The organism is Synechocystis sp. FACHB-908 (assembly GCF_014698595.1).
Classification (GTDB): Bacteria; Cyanobacteriota; Cyanobacteriia; order Cyanobacteriales; family Microcystaceae; genus Synechocystis.
Genome location: NZ_JACJTH010000033.1, coordinates 25,754 through 44,494, shown reverse-complemented (window position 1 = coordinate 44,494; position 18,741 = coordinate 25,754). Strand labels below are relative to the sequence as shown.

Annotated in this window: 20 protein-coding genes and 1 tRNA gene; 9 read left to right on the top strand and 12 right to left on the bottom strand. The window is 49.7% G+C overall.

All coding sequences use genetic code 11. The features are described 5' to 3' along the window. Positions 1-114 precede the first annotated feature (114 nt). Entirely contained in the window at positions 115-795 is a 681-nt protein-coding gene (locus tag H6G46_RS11380; protein WP_010873343.1) for a TrkA family potassium uptake protein, read from the top strand. Between the two features lie 36 nt (positions 796-831). Here H6G46_RS11380 and H6G46_RS11375 read toward each other — a convergent pair whose 3' ends face one another. Together H6G46_RS11375 and H6G46_RS11370 are read right to left on the bottom strand one after the other, a co-directional pair. Continuing rightward, positions 832-2,472 (bottom strand): iron uptake porin, encoded by a 1,641-nt coding sequence (locus H6G46_RS11375; RefSeq protein WP_010873344.1) that lies wholly within the window; start codon positions 2,470-2,472, stop codon positions 832-834. Between the two features lie 91 nt (positions 2,473-2,563). Next, entirely contained in the window at positions 2,564-3,970 is a 1,407-nt protein-coding gene (locus H6G46_RS11370; RefSeq protein ID WP_190595412.1) for a sugar porter family MFS transporter, read from the bottom strand. Positions 3,971-4,267: 297 nt separating this feature from the next. Between H6G46_RS11370 and secD the strand changes: the two genes are divergently transcribed. The 3 genes from secD to lpxD all read left to right on the top strand — a co-directional run bounded on the left by secD (position 4,268) and on the right by lpxD (position 7,861). Then, positions 4,268-5,686: a protein translocase subunit SecD gene (gene secD / locus H6G46_RS11365; RefSeq protein ID WP_010873346.1), complete on the top strand. Its 1,419-nt coding sequence runs from the start codon at positions 4,268-4,270 to the stop codon at positions 5,684-5,686. A gap of 60 nt (positions 5,687-5,746) precedes the next feature. Beyond that, positions 5,747-6,694 (top strand): protein translocase subunit SecF, encoded by a 948-nt coding sequence (secF, locus tag H6G46_RS11360; RefSeq protein WP_010873347.1) that lies wholly within the window; start codon positions 5,747-5,749, stop codon positions 6,692-6,694. A gap of 132 nt (positions 6,695-6,826) precedes the next feature. Beyond that, positions 6,827-7,861 carry a UDP-3-O-(3-hydroxymyristoyl)glucosamine N-acyltransferase gene (gene lpxD, locus H6G46_RS11355; protein ID WP_010873348.1) on the top strand — a complete coding sequence of 345 codons (1,035 nt, stop codon included), beginning with the start codon at positions 6,827-6,829 and terminating at the stop codon, positions 7,859-7,861. Positions 7,862-7,968: 107 nt separating this feature from the next. On the opposite strand, the gene rplT is transcribed toward lpxD, so the two are convergent. The 4 genes from rplT to H6G46_RS11335 form a co-directional block, all read right to left on the bottom strand. Next, positions 7,969-8,322, bottom strand: coding sequence for a 50S ribosomal protein L20 (rplT, locus tag H6G46_RS11350; protein ID WP_010873349.1), 354 nt, complete (start codon positions 8,320-8,322; stop codon positions 7,969-7,971). 140 nt (positions 8,323-8,462) lie between these two features. After that, positions 8,463-8,666, bottom strand: a complete 204-nt coding sequence (rpmI, locus tag H6G46_RS11345; protein WP_010873350.1) for a 50S ribosomal protein L35 — start codon at positions 8,664-8,666, stop codon at positions 8,463-8,465. A 96-nt stretch (positions 8,667-8,762) separates the two neighbouring features. After that, a complete protein-coding gene (gene radC / locus H6G46_RS11340) occupies positions 8,763-9,494 on the bottom strand; it encodes a DNA repair protein RadC (protein WP_010873351.1) in 732 nt (243 codons plus the stop codon). After that, on the bottom strand, positions 9,484-10,320 hold the full coding sequence (locus tag H6G46_RS11335; RefSeq protein ID WP_010873352.1) for a rhodanese-related sulfurtransferase: 837 nt from the start codon (positions 10,318-10,320) through the stop codon (positions 9,484-9,486). Before H6G46_RS11335 ends, radC begins: the two co-directional genes overlap by 11 nt. Before the next feature lie 91 nt (positions 10,321-10,411). On the opposite strand from H6G46_RS11335, the gene H6G46_RS11330 reads away from it, so the two are divergent. After that, a tRNA-Ala gene (locus H6G46_RS11330) sits at positions 10,412-10,484 on the top strand. A gap of 105 nt (positions 10,485-10,589) precedes the next feature. After that, a complete protein-coding gene (locus H6G46_RS11325) occupies positions 10,590-10,766 on the top strand; it encodes a hypothetical protein (RefSeq protein ID WP_010873353.1) in 177 nt (58 codons plus the stop codon). 152 nt (positions 10,767-10,918) lie between these two features. Here the strand turns inward: H6G46_RS11325 and urtD are convergent, their stop codons facing one another. The 5 genes from urtD to H6G46_RS11300 all read right to left on the bottom strand — a co-directional run bounded on the left by urtD (position 10,919) and on the right by H6G46_RS11300 (position 15,445). Then, positions 10,919-12,040 (bottom strand): urea ABC transporter ATP-binding protein UrtD, encoded by a 1,122-nt coding sequence (urtD, locus tag H6G46_RS11320; protein WP_010873354.1) that lies wholly within the window; start codon positions 12,038-12,040, stop codon positions 10,919-10,921. Positions 12,041-12,222: 182 nt separating this feature from the next. Continuing rightward, the gene (locus H6G46_RS11315; RefSeq protein WP_014407133.1) at positions 12,223-12,897 is read right to left on the bottom strand and encodes a hypothetical protein; all 675 of its coding nucleotides are present in this window, start codon (positions 12,895-12,897) and stop codon (positions 12,223-12,225) included. 27 nt (positions 12,898-12,924) lie between these two features. Beyond that, positions 12,925-13,278, bottom strand: coding sequence for a hypothetical protein (locus H6G46_RS11310; protein ID WP_020862192.1), 354 nt, complete (start codon positions 13,276-13,278; stop codon positions 12,925-12,927). A 104-nt stretch (positions 13,279-13,382) separates the two neighbouring features. After that, positions 13,383-14,267: an ABC transporter permease gene (locus tag H6G46_RS11305; RefSeq protein ID WP_010873358.1), complete on the bottom strand. Its 885-nt coding sequence runs from the start codon at positions 14,265-14,267 to the stop codon at positions 13,383-13,385. Between the two features lie 152 nt (positions 14,268-14,419). Beyond that, complete coding sequence (locus H6G46_RS11300) at positions 14,420-15,445, bottom strand: ABC transporter ATP-binding protein (protein ID WP_020862191.1); 1,026 nt, start codon at positions 15,443-15,445, stop codon at positions 14,420-14,422. An 85-nt stretch (positions 15,446-15,530) separates the two neighbouring features. On the opposite strand from H6G46_RS11300, the gene H6G46_RS11295 reads away from it, so the two are divergent. After that, positions 15,531-16,151, top strand: coding sequence for a DUF4126 domain-containing protein (locus H6G46_RS11295; RefSeq protein WP_010873360.1), 621 nt, complete (start codon positions 15,531-15,533; stop codon positions 16,149-16,151). A 27-nt stretch (positions 16,152-16,178) separates the two neighbouring features. On the opposite strand, the gene purF is transcribed toward H6G46_RS11295, so the two are convergent. Next, a complete protein-coding gene (gene purF / locus H6G46_RS11290; protein ID WP_010873361.1) occupies positions 16,179-17,666 on the bottom strand; it encodes an amidophosphoribosyltransferase in 1,488 nt (495 codons plus the stop codon). A gap of 270 nt (positions 17,667-17,936) precedes the next feature. Between purF and H6G46_RS11285 the strand changes: the two genes are divergently transcribed. Next, positions 17,937-18,032: a photosystem II reaction center protein T gene (locus H6G46_RS11285; RefSeq protein WP_010873362.1), complete on the top strand. Its 96-nt coding sequence runs from the start codon at positions 17,937-17,939 to the stop codon at positions 18,030-18,032. Between the two features lie 153 nt (positions 18,033-18,185). Further along, complete coding sequence (gene nrdR, locus H6G46_RS11280) at positions 18,186-18,671, top strand: transcriptional regulator NrdR (RefSeq protein ID WP_010873363.1); 486 nt, start codon at positions 18,186-18,188, stop codon at positions 18,669-18,671. The last annotated feature ends 70 nt before the right edge of the window (positions 18,672-18,741 follow it).

Here is an 18,741-nt window from a genome sequence, read left to right as displayed (position 1 = left end):
TTCTAGTTGCTTACTCAACCCTCAAATTTCCCCATCAAACCTTGGTGGGGATTGGCCACCATCAATTTTCGTGAACTTCCATTACAATCAAGCCTGTTATCCAACGGGTGAAAGATGTATATTCTCATTGGTGGCATGGGGAGCATGGGCTCCAATTTGGCCAAAAATCTGCTCAAAATGGGTCACACTGTGGCGGCGGTGGATACCGATCCCTTGGCCTGTCAGTATGCCCGGGAAAAAATTGGGGTGATGGCCTTTGAAGGCAGTGCGGTCAATACCTCAGTTTTACTAGAAGCAGGAGTTCGTAAAGCGGGGGCTGTGATTGCAGCGCTCCAGGAGGATGCCCTAAATTTGGCTTTAGTTACCCTGTCAAAACATTACGGTGTGCCGCAAATTGTCGTCCGCATGAGCGATGGGGATTTTGCTGAACCGTACCGCTTGGCCGGTGCCACCCACATTATCAGCACCACAGAATTGGCTCTTAATCGGGTAATTAATGCCATTGAGTATCCCCAAGTGGATGCCATGATGCACTTTGAACAGGGACAAATTGAAGTGCTCAAACTTTCTATTCCCCCCAATTGCACCATTGTGGGCCGTAGCGTGGCGGCGATCGCCCAGGATCCCCGTTTTCCCTCCGGTACATTGATTATTGGCTACCAGGCCAATGCCCATGAAGATCTAAAAATTCCCAACGGCAATACGTTGCTCGAAGATGGTTCCACCATTTTGGCTGTGACCAAACCGGAATTGGTGCGGCAATTGATTGATTTTATGGGGTTGTGTCAGTCTTGATGGAACACAGACCAATTTGATCAAAAAGACCGCAGATTAGAACAAAAAGCTGGTGCGTATATGCCCCACATATTGGGTGGCGTTGTTGCTGTTGGCTTCAGGATTAAGCACGACCCAAAAACCTGGGGTGATGGAAATATTGTCGTTGAGTTGGATGCGATAGAACGCCTCTAAATGGTAAGGGGTGGTTTGTCCCACTGCCCCCGGTAAATTACTGGCCGTTACCGTCGGAGGAATACCTAGAGCAATGCCCGGTAAATTACCCTCTCCCCCCACGTCTGGGAAACTAATGCCCACCAAGCCATACCAAATGGCCGAACTATTCCAGGACACATCCCTCAACACTGTCCCCCCCACTCCATTGGATAAATTGCTTAATCCTCCCCCCTGGGCTTGGGCCTCCACAAAACCTCCCCAGCCATGGATTTGTACGTGGGGCGTGATGCGGTAATACCCCTGCAAAGTGTAAAAATTCCCCGCCGTGGCGATCACCTCTCCGAAGGGTTGAATGGCCAACAGACTACCAGTGCCCGCCATTAAATCCGTATTACCAGCGGGGAAATAGGAACGGGAATAGGTGAAGCCAATGCCCCCGTCAGCGGTTTGATAAGCCAATTGAGCCAGGGTGTGATATCCCCCATTGAAAAGGCCATTGCCTGGGTCAGGATCGTTGGGATTGGTGGCCAAGTAGCCCACACTCAGTTGCACTGTGGGGGTTATCTGCCAATTAAAGCCAGCTCCTCCCCCTCCCCGACGATAAACCGGATCATACTCCCCAAAGCGGGAAGGAATACCCAGGGCATCATCGGCAATGGTGGGGGGAGTTAACGTATCCACTAAATCTGTGTAGCCCACCCCGACAGTACCCAAGCGCAGAGTCAAATTATCCGTCAAAGGAGTACGGTACCAAAGATGGCTCACCTCCACATTATTGTTGGAATTATCGTCATAGTTGAAGCGGGTCATATTGGTGCCAGTTTGCTCTACTCCGTTAAGAAAGTTGGAGAACTGCAACCTGGTTCTGAACAAATCTTTGCCGGTAAAACTGGTTTCTAAATTAAATCGGACTCGATAGGCGAACTGGGTTTGAAATTCATTGCTGCCGCCCCCCACCCGATCGCCAAAGACCTTATCCAAAGAAGTAATCGTTTGTCCATAAAGTTTTGTGGTGACGGAAAATTGGTGGTCTTCTAAAAAAGCAGTGCGAGTTTCCAGATTATCGACCCGAACTGCCAATTGTTTTAGCTCTGCTTGGAAATCCTGGGCTAATTTTTTCAGCAGGTCTAAATCTCCCTGGGCAACGGAGACATTTTCTTGCAATAGTTGCTCAATGGTGTTTAAACAAGCATTTAATCCCGCTGCAAATTCGTAACGACTCAGGGGGCGGGCACGCAGTGTGCCTTCGGCATCACCTCGGTAGGTGCGGTCTGGATAACCAACTAAACAACCGTAACGCTCCACCAAACTTTGCAGAGCGGCAAAGGCCCAATCACTGGGTTGCACATCCCTTAGTTCCGCCACTGAGGTAACTTGATTAACGCCATTGCCCAAATTACTTGCACCCAACTGGTAACGATTAACCGGAGGGAAAAATTCGTTCACGGAGATAGTTTGGGCCTCACTGGGTATCGTCACTGTTAGTCCACTGGCGATCGCCAAACCGCAAATTAAGCCCATGGATGCAGTCAATTTTGCTAATGACAATGTGGTACCCTCCCGAAAAAAATCAAGCTAATGTCAATTAATTCCCCTCAAAATAAAAAATTAATCACATTTGCTCCAGAGTTTTACCCTTAGTTTCCTTCACAAAAAACCAGATAAAGAAAATTGAAATGGCCGCTGAAGTGGCATATAAACCATAGGCGGGGCCCAAACCCACCGTATCCCATAGGGGCGGAAAAGTAGTGGAAATAATAAAGTTAGCAATCCACTGTACCCCCGCCGCCACCGATAGGGCCGCCGCTCGAATTTTGTTATTAAACATTTCCCCCAGCAAGACCCAAACAATGGGCCCCCAAGAAAAACCAAAACTAAATACATAAAGATTGGCTGTCACCAAAGCAATTATCCCAGCGGCCCCCGTCAGGGTGGGTTGGCCATTAACCACCGTTGCTCCCCCAAACACCACGGAAAGGATGCCCAAGGTAATGGTCATACCAATGGAGCCCATGAGCAACAAAGGCTTACGGCCAAATTTATCCACAAAGGCGATCGCCACTAGGGTGGTGAGGATATTGATAAAACCAGTGATTACCGTGATTAACAGAGACTTTTCTTCGGTAAAACCCACCGATCGCCAGAGCACGCTACTGTAATAAAAAATTACGTTAATGCCAACAAACTGTTGTAGTGCCGACAACCCCATACCAATCCAGACAATGGGCAATAATCCTCCCCGACGACTGAGCAGATCGCTAAACCGGGGTTTATGGTCGAGACTAACCGTTGCCTGGATTTCCTCAATGCGACTGGGCACGTCTCCCCCTTCCACTTTCCACAAAATAGCCGCCGCTTTTTCCCCTTGCCCTTGGGCGACTAAATACCGGGGAGATTCGGGGATCAGGAAAGCGCAAACTCCATAGAGCAGGGCGGGAATTAGCTCTGTCCAGAACATCCAACGCCAGGCCGCCGCACCGAACAACCAGGGATTTTGGGCCGATCCCCCCGCCATCAAAGCAATAAACCAATTACTGAGCAGGGCAATGAAAATGCCAGAAACAATGGCCAACTGTTGCAAAGATCCTAAACGCCCCCGCAGATGGGCCGGCGACACTTCCGCAATGTAGGCCGGGGCAATAACGCTAGCGGCCCCCACCCCAATGCCCCCCAACACCCGCCAAAAAATAAAATCCCAAATGGTGAAAGGTAAACCCGACCCAATGGAACTGAGGGTGAACAGCACCGCCGCTAAAATCATCGTTTTAATCCGCCCATGGCGATCGGCGATCGGTCCCGCCCCAAAGGCTCCCAGTGCTGATCCCAACAGAGCTAAGGATACAGATAAACCTGTTAAAAGACTGTCCGTCTGAAAATGTTTTTGTAGGGCCGCCACCGCCCCATTGATCACCGCAGTGTCAAAGCCAAACAGGAACCCCCCCAGGGCTGCTACCCCCGAAATCAGCAGGACAAACTTAACGTTAGCCGTAGATTGGGAAGGAGAAGAGGAGGGATTCATGTAAAGCTGAAATTGAAGAAGTTAGCCTATGGCAAGTTGCGCTTGCCCACGGAATAAATCCTACCAAGTAAAAAAACTTCGTCATGAATTCTTAATTAAATGTTGCAAAACACTGCAATGCATAGCAATGGTTAAAGTTAGTGCAAAATGATCAGGCATCGACAAAAGCGAATTTTTGTATATCAAGAAAATTTAATTACTTTGTCCCCCATCGTTGCTTTCGGCCCCAGGCGATCGCCTAGGGATCGACCCGTAGCACGATAGAATCGAACATTGTCCCCGATCAATTCCTTTCCCATGCAAAGACTGCGTTGGCTACTGCTTTTAATTGTTGTCTTGGTCATTGGGGCCAGCTTTGTGCTGGTCAAATTACCCCTGCAACTGGGTTTAGACCTGCGGGGGGGAGCCCAGTTAACCATTGAAGTGCAACCCACCAAAGAAATTCCCCAAATTGACAACGATAGCTTGGTGGCGGTGAAAACGGTAATTGAAAACCGGGTTAATGCCCTGGGAGTATCGGAACCATTGGTGCAAACGGCCGGGGAAGATAAGATTGTGGTGCAACTGCCGGGGGTGACGGATCCGGGACAGGCAGAACGAATTTTGGGGGGCACTGCCCAGCTAGAATTTCAGCAACAACGGCCGGGCACGGAAGGGGAATTCCAAGCGGAATACAGCATTAAACGGCAACTGGATGCGGAGTTGGAAAACCTGCGTCGTTCCGGTGCGTCCCCGGAAAACAGCGATCGCCTAGAGGAATTAATCAAAGCGAAAGAAGAATCCAATAAAGCTCTATTAGCTCTGTTTGAACCCATGGGACTGACGGGGAAAAACCTCACCGATGCCCGCCCTAGCCCTAATCAATCCGGCACAGCCTGGGAAGTGGCCCTCCGGTTTGACGAAGAAGGGGGACAGAAATTTGCCGAGTTAACCCAAGCGGTGGCCGGCACGGGTCGGAGCCTGGGGGTATTTTTGGATAACGATTTAATCAGTGCTCCGGTAGTGGGCGTGGAATTTGCCAATACGGGGATCACCGGGGGCGCAGCGGTAATTACAGGAAATTTCACCATCGACACTGCTAACGATCTGGCGGTGCAACTGCGGGGCGGTTCCTTGCCGTTCCCAGTGGAAGTGGTTGAAAACCGCACAGTGGGGGCCACCCTGGGGCAAGAAAGTATCCGCCGTAGTTTAGTGGCGGGGTTTGTCGGTCTAGTTCTCGTGCTAGTTTTCATGGCGGTTTACTATCGTTTGCCGGGGATAGTGGCGGATATATCCCTAATGATTTACGCCGTTTTGACCCTAGCGGCCTTTGCTTTGGTGGGGGTAACGTTGACCCTGCCTGGTATTGCCGGTTTCATTCTCAGTATCGGCATGGCGGTGGATGCCAACGTGTTGATTTTTGAGCGCACCAGGGAAGAGTTGCGGGCGGGCAACACCCTCTACCGTTCGGTGGAAGCGGGCTTTTTTCGGGCCTTTTCCAGTATTTTGGACAGTAACGTCACCACCCTCATTGCCTGTGCGGCCCTGTTTTGGTTTGGTTCCGGTCTGGTGAAAGGTTTTGCTCTCACCCTGGCGATCGGAGTCATGGTGAGTTTGTTCACCGCCCTGACCTGCAGTCGTACCCTGTTACTGGTTATTGTGCTCAGTTTGCCCAAAGTGCGTCAAAATCCCAGGCTCTTTTGCCCGAATCTATCATCGGTAACGGCTAAGTCTTAAAAGCTTTTTATTTTTCAACCCAGAATTCTGTTTGCTTTCTTTGACCAATTCTCAAAAATTATGAAATTAGACCTGTTCAAATGGGAAAAGCCAGCTTGGATCGTTTCTTCTCTCTTGGTGCTGATCAGTATTTTCGCCATGGCAATTTCCTGGGCACAATTCCAAGCTCCTTTTAGGCCAGGTCTCGATTTCGTCGGTGGTACCCGTTTGCAACTACAACTGGAATGCGCCAGCAGCAATAATTGCCCAGCGGCGATCGATGTGGCGGAGGTGCAGGATATTCTCGGCGGCGTGGGCTTAGGTAACAGTAGTGTGCAGGTAATTGAGGACTATACCCTTTCTATCCGTCAACAAACCCTGGATGTGGAACAACGGGAAGCGGTGCAAAAAGCATTGAATGAAGGCATAGGTAAGTTCGACCCGGAAACTATCCAAATTGACACCGTTGGCCCCACGGTAGGCAAAGCTTTATTCCGTTCTGGGGTGTTAGCCCTGGTGATTTCCCTGCTGGGGATTATCATCTATTTAACTATCCGTTTTCAGCTTGATTACGCTGTTTTTGCCATTATCGCCCTACTTTATGATGCCTTGATTACCATGGGAGCCTTTGCCATTTTTGGCTTAGTGGGAGGAGTGGAAGTTGATAGTCTTTTCCTGGTGGCGTTACTGACCATCATCGGCTTTTCTGTCAATGACACCGTGGTCATATACGACCGGGTGCGGGAAACCCTAGAGCGCCATTCTGACTGGGATATTAACCATGTGGTGGATGATGCAGTCAATCAAACTTTGACCCGTTCCATTAACACTTCTTTGACCACTTCTTTGCCCCTGGTAGCAATCTTTCTTTTCGGTGGTGATAGTCTCAAATTCTTTGCTTTAGCTTTGATTATTGGCTTTGCTTCCGGGGTTTATTCCAGTATTTTCATGGCCACAACCCTCTGGGCCTGGTGGCGTAAATGGCGATCGCCAAAGAATCCTCCTAGGGAAATGGTGGCGGAGGTTTAATTTTTGCGTTCCCCTGGGTGAGGCTGAGAGAGATACCTTAGACCAAAGTTAGCACCGGCGAAAAGGGACGGGAAAGGTCAAAGCCTTATGGGAAAATGGCCACAATTTAGCGTTTAGCTCCGCCGATCTCCCATGGAATTTAGCCAACTCGTAGAACGCCTACAAACCCATATCCAATGCCACAGCCTAGAAAAATTTGGCGATCGCAATCCAACCCTTGGGGGCGTTGCCGCCTTAACGGAGGCCTTGACCGGGCAAATCAGTTACGTCGATAGTGCCAAGTATGCGCCTCAAATGAAGACAACCCAGGCCAGTGCGCTAATTTTGCCCCCGGATGCAAAACTTCAAGCAGAAGCGGATGCCCAAGGTATAGCCTGGTGTGCCACTGCCCAACCCCGGCTCCTATTTGCGGCGGCGATCGCCGTTTTTTATCAACCCTATCGTCCACCGGCGGGTATCCATGCCACTGCTGTTATCGATCCCTCGGTGCATTGTGGTGAGGACGTGAGCATTGGCCCCCATGTGGTAATTTATCCCAACGTGACCCTCGGCGATCGGGTGTGCATCCACGGCAATGTGGTGATTTACCCCGGTGTGACCATTGGCAACGACAGCGTACTCCATGGTAACTGCACCATCCACGAACGAACTCAGATTGGCCAAGGTTGTGTGATCCATAGCGGAGCGGCGATCGGGGCAGAGGGTTTCGGCTTTGTGCCTACCCCCGAAGGCTGGTTCAAAATGGAACAATCCGGCCAAGTAGTTTTGGAAGACGGGGTAGAAATTGGCTGTAACAGTGCAGTAGATCGTCCCGCCGTGGGGGAAACCCGCATCGGGAAAAATACTAAACTCGACAATATGGTGCATGTGGCCCATGGTTGTCGTATTGGTGAGGCTTGTGCTCTAGCCGGCCAAGTGGGTTTAGCGGGGGGAGTTACCATCGGCAACCGGGTAATCCTCGCTGGTCAGGTGGGAGTAGCGGACAAATCCGAGATCGGTGACGGGGCGATCGCCTCGGCTCAAACGGGAATCCATGGCAAAGTGGGGCCCAAAGAAGTAGTTTGTGGCAGTCCCCATATGCCCCACAAGCTTTATCTCAAAGCCTCTGCCATCTATAAGCGTTTACCGGAAATGTACGACACCCTCAAAAAACTGAAAAAAGTTTAATACCTGCAACGAAAAACCCCATCCCAGTTACCTAGGGTGGGGAGTTTCTTTTTCTTGGTTCAATTATCTAAATCGGTCAGCCTTGCCCAAAGGGAAAATAAAGCTTTCTACTTTGCGGTGGCGGCAACTTTTACCACTTCACTAAAAGCGGCGGGGTCTAAAACAGCCAACTGGGCCAACATTTTACGGTTGATTTCAATATTGGCTTTTTTCAATTGTCCGGTCAGCTTGCTGTAGCTCATACCTTCTTGGCGAGCGGCAGCGTTGATGCGGGTAATCCACAGACGACGGAAATCCCGTTTACGCTTACGGCGATCGCGGTAGGCATTGCGTAGAGCCTTCATTACCTGTTGGTTAGCGGTGCGGAAAAGTTTGGAGTGGGAACCCCGGAAACCTTTGGCTAACTTGAGAATTTTCTTGCGGCGTTTGCGGGCAACGTTGCCCCGTTTAACTCTGGTCATAGTAACTTTAAAAAACTAAAGATAATTTCAGCTTTACCTGGGAAAGTGTTTTGGAGTTAGAACCCTAGCGGGATTTTCCCCATCCCAACTTTCCATGGCACCCAGCGGAAAAGTGAGCAAAAATAGCGCTAACTACTCAATTACATATAGGGAAGCATGAGCCGGACATTTTTCTCATCGGCTTCATGCACCAAAGCTAGGTTAGACAGACGACGATGTTTCTGTTCAGAACTCTTATGTTCCAATAGGTGATTTTTAAACGCTTTGCGACGGATAATCTTCTTGCCACTGCCGGTTGGGCGAAATCGTTTGGCGGCGGCTTTACGAGTTTTAAGTTTGGGCATAATGTGGCTGGTAATCGAACACAGTCTTCCACTATACCATGGCTAACCCTGCTGTTGGAATTTTCAGATGAATTAAGGCAATTACATGCATTTCTCCTAATCTCCCTGGGGAAAACGCTCCCACAGATCTGTGCATTGCCGCAAACTTTGGTGCTTGCCGTGGCCCAAAATGAGATGGTCCAATACCGGAATTTGCAAGTATTGGGCCCCCTGGAGTAGGAATTCTGTCAGCCTGATATCTTCCGGGCTCGGCTCTAGCCCACCGGAGGGATGGTTATGGGCCACAATCAGCCTGGTGGCACCCTGTTTGATCACCTCCCGAAAGATTTCCCTGGGGTGAATTAGGGTCTCTGTGGCGGTGCCAATGGTAATCACTTTGGTCGCCAGCAAACGGTTTTTTACGTCTAGCATGACAATGGCAAAATGTTCCTGGGTCTGCCACATCAAATCCTGGCTCAAGGCGATCGCCGCCGCTTCGGGACTATCCACCACCATTTTTTCCAAGGGACGACTCTGGAACACCCGTTTACCCAATTCTACCGCCGCTAAAATCGTGGTGGCCTTAGCGGGACCAATGCCGGGAAAAGCAATCAATTCCTGAGGGTGGATATTACGCAACACGTCCATGGGGTCCTGACGATTTTGTCCCAACTGTTGCAAAATATATTGCCCCAGACCCACCGCCGACAGCTTGCCTTTGCCTTGACCTGTGGCCAAGAGAATGGCGATCAATTCAGCATTCCCCAGATGCTTGGCCCCGTATTTGAGCAATTTTTCCCTGGGGCGTTCATCCTCCGGTAGATCGGCAATTCTCAGGCTATAACTCATTGCTTACCGCCACCGTTAAACCGCACTGGGGACAATGGCGCACCGCGTAGCGGATCTCTGCGAGATCGCCAACCCTAAGGGGATAACCACAATGGTCACAGAGGGCATGGGAGCCAACTTTTAAGCCTTCTTGCACCGCTACCCTTTCATCAAAGACAAAACATTCCCCCTGCCACAAACTTTCCTCCGGGGCAATGGTTTCTAGGTAATGCAAAATTCCCCCCCGGAGATGGTAAACCTCCGCAAATCCCTCCTCCAAGAGATAGGCACTAGCTTTTTCGCAGCGAATCCCCCCAGTGCAAAACATCGCTACTTTTTTGTTTTTTTGCTGGTCTAGATTATTCTTCACATAGTCGGGGAATTGGCGAAATTTTTTGGTACAGGGATTGACTGCCCCCTGGAAGGTGCCGATCGCCACTTCATAATCGTTGCGGGTATCAATCACCACCACATCAGGGTCTTGGAGCAATTGATTCCACTGCTGGGGCGACACATAAGTTCCCACTTGTTTTTCCGGGTTCACCTGAGGCTGGCCAAGGCTGACAATTTCCGGCTTAATTTTCACCTTCATTCGTTGGAAAGGTATGGTTTTTGCCCAGGAATGACGTTGGGGCACACTGGTTAGGCCCAAATCCGCTGCCATAATTTTGACCATTTCTTCGATGGCTGCCGACTCACCAGCAATTGTGGCATTGACCCCTTCCTCTGCCAACAAAATAGTTCCCTTTAGCCCCAGGCGATCGCCCAACTCCTGCCAACGGCTTTGCTTCTCTGCCAAACAATTGAGCCGGGTAAAATGGTAAAAAGTTGTTACCTGATAAGCCATAGGAAAGCGGAAAAATCCTTGCTTGTTGTGAACTTCTATGGCTATAATAGCTGAGGTTTGTTACCAAAGGGCGTAACATGCACCAGTTCACGGGGGTTTAGCTCAGTTGGTAGAGCGCCTGCTTTGCAAGCAGGATGTCAGCGGTTCGAGTCCGCTAATCTCCATACTTTTTCGAGCCGGTTTTCAGATATTCCTGGCTGTTGTTTTTTGGCTAGGTCTGAAGATTGCGCCCTAGATATACTAGGAGTAGCCCTGTTGAGGAGGAATAAATGGCAACAATTGAAACTGACTTAAAAGACATTTTAGCCAAAATTGACGAGAGACTAGACCGGATTGAGCGAAAGCTGGAAGCCCTTCCACGCATAGAAGAGAAGTTGGAAGGCTTGAATGGTCGAGTTAATCGCCTAGAGGACAGTCAAAACCGTCAGATATGGGCATTACATTGATTGTGGCCATTATCGGGGCAATGATTGCTGCTGCTGTGAGATTTGGCTTTACGTCCAACCCCTAAGTATAATCTTTTGCTTTGTAGGTACTTGCCCGATTGTACCCGGTGGCTAGAGTTTCATTGATTGCCAACTCCAATAGTTCAAGTCCCCTAATCTCCATCCTCATCAACACTGATAGCCGTGATGGGTAAATTCAGACCCCGCAGTAATTCCTGATAGGCTTGCCACTCCCAAAAAGGTTCTGGTTCTTGTCGGTGTACCGCCACAATTTCTTGGCTCAGGCGCAACACCAATTCTCGGTCTTCCTGTTTGGGAATTTCTTCCGTTAAGTTAGCAAAGTCCACTTCAACCCCCTGCAACAAATAATCTTGCAACTCCTGTCGCAGATGCTGAGGATCAGATCCACTGCCTTTAAACACCTGACTGAGGTTATCTAAAATAATCGCCATTTCTGTCTCAGAAATTTTGCCGTCGGCGGCGGCGACAGCGGCCACTGTGCGAAGAATTTTAAACTGTTGGGGGGAAAGGCTGGGGGCTTCTCCTAAATACACTTCAATTACTTTGGGATCATTTTGAATCTGGTCCATGTTACCTTCACACAATACTGAACCCTGATGGAGTACTGTCACCTTGCGGGCAATTTGGCGCACAAACTCCATATCATGTTCAATCACAATGATGGAATGGCTTTCCGCCAGGGCCAAGAGCAAATCCCCCACATTTTCCGTTTCTTCATCAGTCAATCCCGCCACCGGCTCATCCACCAACAATAAAGTGGGGGACTGGGCCACCAACATGCCAATTTCAAGCCGTTGTTTTTCGCCGTGGGAGAGTAGGGCCGCCGCCAAGTGAGCTTTGGGGGTCAGGCCAATGGTTTCCAACAGTCCTCCCACACTGCGCTGCTCAGCTCCGGTAGCCTGTCCCATCAAAGTACCCCAAACGGACTTTTTTCGGTTTACCGCCAAGTCCAAATTTTCCGCCACCGTCAGATTGAGATAGACCCTAGGAGTTTGAAATTTCCGCCCCACCCCCAGACGGGCAATGCGATATTCCGGAATTTTACGAATGTCTTTGCCTTGGAATAGGACCCGGCCTTCCGTTGGTTGAACTTTACCGGTGATCACGTCTAAAAAAGTTGTTTTTCCTGCGCCGTTGGGGCCAATAATTACCCGCAATTCCCCCGGATTCATGGAAAAAGTCAAATGGTTGAGGGCCCTAAAGCCGTCAAAGCTCACCGTCAGGTCTTGAATTTCTAAGATTTTGCTGGTCATGGGCAATGGGGACAACCTAAAAATTTTGGCAGGACAAGGCTGGGACAAACATTCCTGCTTGTCAATTCAAACAAGGGGCGAGGCGGAAAACTGTTTACCAGGAACGAAATTTTTTGCACTACTACAGTCTTGTAAGTATTTTGCCAAATTTGACTGCCATCGAAAACCACAAGTCCCCTCAGCTATCTTGCCGGGAATTCGGAGGAAACGCCACCTTCAGGACCGCTACCATCTAAATTTTCATCATCACTTTCTAAATCTGCCTGTTGCCAATCCGCTGGCGATCGCCTGGTCAATTCTTCCAGAGAACGGGGCACTAGACTAACTTGTTGGCTTTCTGCCGGGATATCAGCATTCTCCACCGGGTTAACCAGAGCGTAGAGAGAATTCCCTGCAAAGTCGGGGTTACCTAACTGGAGACGGTGGGTTTTACCATTGACCAATTGAATAGTTAACTCTGTCCCGGCAGGATTAAGGCCGTAGTCCGTTAATTCCGCTGTGGGCACCTCAAAATCCCGGTCGTTCTGACTGCCCAAGACCACACTGAGCAAAAAATCTACCGCCGGACCACTCACGGCCGCTGGCTGGGGATTATCCATCAACCAAACAGAGTCACCATTATTATCTTTCCCCCGGCGATAGATTTTGATCTCTGCTCGGTTCGGCTCAGACTGGGTAATGGTGATGGATTGCACCAAATCAGCACTGAAATCAAAATGGCGATTTACAGAGGGACTTTGGACAGTAGTTGTACCCTCTTCAGGAGTGCGACTCATTTCCCAGGCCACTACGCCCAACCCCAGCATTAAGGCCACTGTCCAGAGCAACCAAGTCCCCCGTTTCAGTTTCAGTACCATAGGTCAAGCCCATAACCATTAGCCAATCTAGGGCGATCCGGGGGCTGGGGCTATCGCCGGTTCAGTCTGCTGTTGCTGCATTTCCATTAGTCGTTGCTGTTGCAGTTGCTTGAACTGGTCTGCGGCTTTATTGATATTTCTCTGGGTATCCTCAGCAAAGTCTGACCCATTACGGGTGCGACTCAAATTGGCATTGTGAATCAACGACATGGGATCGAATCCCCCTCCCAAACCCTGCTTACTGGGGTCAACGTTGTTGGAAACAAAGGGATCTTCTCCAGGGACAGTGCCGGTGGATTGACCCTGAACGGGGGCGAAACTGAACAGGCCAGTGGTGAGGGCACTGAGGGCTAAACAGCGGGTTATTTGGGCTGTCTTCATGGTCATCAGGCTCCAAGTGGTTAATTGGTCTAAAACTTTACAGCTCAATGTTGCCGAGATACGGTTGTTGAACAAATACGATCAGCTATGATCAACAGACAAAATCACAAAAAGCGACGTTTGAGCAAAGGTTGGATTAATAACAATACTAAACCATCAAACAAAACTAACACCCCCAATACCTGGGCGAAATTCAAACTGAACCAAGGGGCAGTCAAAACCGTACTATCCAAACCCCAGTTGCCATTCAGGTAAATGTAACGGATTGGTTCGATGGCATAGGTTAATGGATTTAAACTGGCCACCACCTGCAACCAATGGGCCATGAAGTCCAAAGGAGCAAGGGCAGTACTGGCGAAGAGTAGGGGTAAATTAGTGACAAAAATTACCGCAATCAATTCAATGTGGCCCGGCAGGGCAAAGGCTAAACCTAAACTTAGGGCCGTTACCCCCAACACGATTAGGAAAACAATCAGGGCAATCATTCCCAAACCAAAGCTATTGGGTAAACCAGCTCCCAGCAGAGCACTGGCCCCGACAATCACTGCTGCTTGGATCAGGCTCAGACTGATGATATACACCGTGGAGGCGGCCACAATGGAGTAGCGAGAGGCCAAGGGAGCAACCAGCAAGCGATTCAAAAAACCAAATTCCCGATCAAACATCACCGGTAGACCGGCATTCAAAGCCCCTGAAAAGGCAGTAAAAACAATAATGCCCGGTGCTAGAAATTGGGCATAGTTGAGGTCATTACCAAATAGGCCCTGGGGCGCATTGAGAAATAGGGCACCAAATAGCACTAACCACATAAACGGCTGAATGATCCCTGCCACTAGGGTGGTAGGCCGCCGTTGCAGTTGGATAAATAACCTCTTAGTTAGGGCAATGGTTTCTTGGAAAAACTCCACCGTTAAGCTGGGGGGATTGGCCGGGGCGGCCTGAGGAGCTAGCAGGGAAGTGATTTTGGGAGGGGTGAGGGTTTGACTCATAAAACTTTGGGGCTTGACGGCAGTTTAATTGACTTTGCTGAATTTGCACACACTGGGGCAGAGTTTTACCTTGGTGACCATGGTAGGGAATTTTTTTCGCCCTTGCTTTGATCGTTCAGGAAAAGTCTCCGGGAGATTGATTGACACCGTGGTTAACTAGCTTTCATCGCTTGTTTTTTTTCTGCTTTGAGATCCCGTTGGGCAGCAGCGGCCAAGTCCGCATCCATCAGGGTTTTGCCGGTGGCCGCTAGGTACACATCATCCAAACTAGGTCGGGATTGGGCCAAGCTGAAAATCGGTAAACCGTCAGCGAGTAGGGCTTTTTCGATCTGACTGAGGGGATTACTCTGGGGCGTCACCACCAGATTGAGGGAATTGCCTTGGGCTTGGTTGACAATCACTTCCTGAACGAAAGCTAGGGAGCGGAGAATTTGGCTAGCTTTTTCTGCTTCCTGGTCTGCCGTAAATTCCTTAATTCTGAGGGTGACCCTGTCCCCCCCTACCCGGTCTTTTAGTTCCGTGGGGGTGCCGGTGGCGATAACTGTGCCCTGGTCAATGATGGCTAGGCGATCGGCTAGGGCATCAATTTCCTCCAGGTAATGGCTTGTAATTACTACCGTAGTGCCTGCATCTCGCAATTGGCGCAAAAATTCCCAGAGAATAAAGCGACTTTCAATGTCTAGCCCCACCGATGGTTCATCCAACACCAACACCGTTGGTTGATGGAGTAAACCTGCTGCTAGGTCCAAACGTTTTTTTAGCCCGCCGGAATAAGTTCCAGTTTTCTGATCTGCATAGGCTGTTAAGCCCAAAATATCTAAAAGTTGGTCGATGCGTTTTTGAGAGCTAATGGCATCAAGATGGTAGAGGGAAGCTTGTAGTTGCAACAATTCTCGACCTGTTAAGATTTTATCTATGGCAACTTCCTGGGCCACATAGCCTAAACGGCGCCGGGCCTGGCGGGGATCGCTTAATACGTTTACGCCATCAATCCACAGTTCCCCTCCGTCTGGTTTGGCTAGAGTACATAAGCAACGGATAGTGGTGGTCTTACCGGCACCGTTGGGACCAAGTAAACCAAATATCTCTCCCCTGGGCACCGCAAAGGAAATGTCCTTCACCGCAGGGATAGCACCGTACTTTTTTCGGAGTTGTTTGACTTGAACAGCAACGCCCATGAGGTAACTCTTTCCCATTTAGTCTGCAACTTTTCTTAACATTATCCCTGATATGGTCGGTTTTGCCCTCCCGGTTTGAACTTTAATGAGCACCCTCCTTGGAATCCTCGCAATTTTGTCAGCGGCGGCAGCGGCGGGGATGCGCATTGCCCTACCGTTGTTAATAGTTGGTCTAATCCAAGGTCAGTTATGGTCGGAAGTGCCCCTACTCTGGAGGGTTAATCCCCAGGTGGTAGTGGCGGTGTTGACCAGTTGGTCTTTGTTTGAATTGTTTGGCTCAAAAAAGTTGCTGGGCCAGAGAGTTCTACAAATTGTGCAATTGTTGTTCACTCCCCTAGTGGGGGCAATGATGGCCATCACTGTCGCTAGATTATTGACTTCAGAGTTGGCTTCACAATTGGAAATGGATTTTCGTTTTCCTCCCCTATGGGTGGTGGGGGCGATCGGTTCCCTCTTTGCTCTGGCCATAAGGCTAGTGGCGATCGGTTGGTTTTTTCGCTTGCGGGGGTTGCCCTTTTGGGTAACAGTTTTAGAGGATTTATTCTCGGTGGGACTGGTACTATTCGCTTTCAAAGCTCCCAAAAATGGTGGCTTAATCGCGATTTTGCTGTTGTGGATTGTTGTCCGCAGTTCCACTGCCTGGAGAACCTGGTTTTTGGCCAACCACAGTCGCGACCAGCCATCCGAACCTAAAAATCGCCAATGATTCTGTTTAGAGTTTTCGGCCAACTTTTCAAGCAGTAATATTCTCCAGCATTAATTTAGAGCGCCTGACCGCATCTGGCACAGTGATGGGGTATCTTCCATTGAAGCAGGCAGAACAAAAATGGGAAATATCTTCGCCGGTGCACAACAACATGCCTTCCTGGGAAAGATAAGCGAGGGAGTCCACTTCAATTTGCTCAGCAATCTCCGCCACTGTCAGTCTGGCCGCAATTAGTTGATCTTGACTGTCGGTATCAATGCCATAGAAGCAAGGATGGGTCACTGGCGGAGAAGAAATCCGCATATGTACCTCTGTTGCTCCAGCTTCCCGTAACGCTCGGACAATTTTGCGACTAGTGGTGCCCCGCACAATAGAGTCATCGACGATAATGATCCGTTTACCGGCCAATACGTCTTTGAGAGGATTGAGTTTCATGCGGATGCCGTGCTCTCGCATATGTTGGGTGGGTTGGATAAAGGTACGCCCCACGTAACGATTTTTGATTAAACCTTCGGCATAGGGAATACCGGAAGCTTGGGAAAAGCCGATCGCCGCTGGAATACCGGAATCGGGTACCCCCATCACGAGATCAGCATCCACAGGGGATTCTTTGGCTAAATGTTTGCCAATGCGCATGCGATAGGTGTAGAGGCTTTCATCGTTAACCACGCTATCCGGGCGAGAAAAATAAATCATCTCGAACACACAGAGTTTACGGTCAGCGCTTTCGGCTAATCGATGGGAAACTAGGCCAGATTCGGTGATATGGACCAATTCTCCGGCTTCCACCGTGCGCACATAGGTGGCACCGATGATGTCCAGGGCACAGGTTTCCGATGCCAATACATAGCGGGGAGTTTCTTCTTCTAACACACCGATCACCAGGGGGCGAATGCCATGGGGATCCCTGACTCCAATGATTCCCTCCGGTGTGCCGATCACTAAGCTATAGGCTCCCGCACAAAGGGTCAGGGCCGCAATGGTGCCTTCCACCCAGTCTTTGCCTTTATCCACCTCATTGGCGATCGCCACTGCAATCATTTCCGAATCGGTGGTGGTGACAAAGTCCTCACAGCCCCTTTCCGCTAAAGCTTCTCGCAACTGGTTAGTGTTAACCAAATTGCCATTGTGGGCCAGGGCCAGGGGACCCAAACGGGTAGGGAGCACTGCCGGTTGAGCATTGACCCGATGGCTGGATCCCGTGGTGGAGTAGCGGGTGTGGCCCACAGCCAGAGTACCCACCATTTCATTCAGTTTAGATTCTTGAAAAACCTGGGACACTAGCCCCATATCCTTGTGGCAGTGAACCGTTGTCCCGGCAAAAGTGGCAATACCCGCCGACTCCTGACCCCGATGTTGCAGGGCATAAAGTCCAAAATAGGTCAATTTGGCCACCGCTTCTTCAGGGGCGTAAATGCCAAACACCCCACATGCTTCTTCTGGTTTATCGGCATGGTGGCCAGACAAAGGCTGACCATCATTCAACTCAGTCAAATCACTGGAGGGGGGAAACATGGCGGCAATCTTCCTGGATCAGGGTAGAGAAAAACGGGTACAGAAACTAAATCTTAGACTATGGGAATTGGTGGATTCCCGCCAGACAGGGAAGGCAATGACGAACGGGTCTAGACCCCTTAATCAATTGTTAATCGTTAACCCATACTAGCAAAGAAGCAGTGCCCACACCGCAGTGTTTGGTTCTTGGCCAAGTCGGTCTAGTTGTCAGGGGACAGGGGAATGTATAGATTAGTGTGTAAGGATAAACTTTTAGGAATTTTTTAGATTATGGAAAGTGTTGCTTACATTCTGGTGCTGACCATGGCCCTTGCGGTCCTTTTCTTTGCGATCGCCTTTCGGGAACCCCCCCGCATCGAAAAATAGTCCAATTAAAGGGTCTTTTTTCCAGGTGTTTTTTGCCTGGACACTCCCTTAAAACCCCAGTTTTTACCTCTGTTTCAACCGTGGGCTAGCTTGACTTTGACGCAACATTCTTGTATGCGTTAGGTTGGGCTAAGCTCATTTTTTGTAGCCATTATGCAATGTCCTCACTGTCAGCACCACAATAGTCGAGTCCTTGAATCCCGTTCCAGCGAAGGTGGCCAAAGTATTAGGCGGCGGCGGGAATGTTTGGAATGTAAACACCGTTTCACCACCTACGAACGGCTGGAGTTGTTACCCGTCACGGTCATTAAACAAGATGGGGAACGGCAAGCCTTTGACCGCTCCAAACTGCTGCGGGGTATGGTGCGGGCCTGTGAAAAAACTGATATTAATTTCCAGCGCCTAGAACACATTGTTGAAGAAATTGAGGCCAACTTACAGCAACAGCCAAAACGGGAAATTCACAGCGAGGCAATCGGGCAAATGGTGTTGCAATATTTACGCCAGGAAAGCGAAGTGGCCTATATCCGTTTTGCTTCTGTTTATGGGCGATTTCAAGGCATTGCAGATTTCGTTGATACCCTAGAGCAACTGCAACGAGAACAATATCCTGAACGGCAATATTTGACCATGACTTAGAATCCGTTGATGGGGCTTCAATCTCTCCCTTAGCCAATGACTCGTCGTCAGTTAGCTACTGATAAATCTA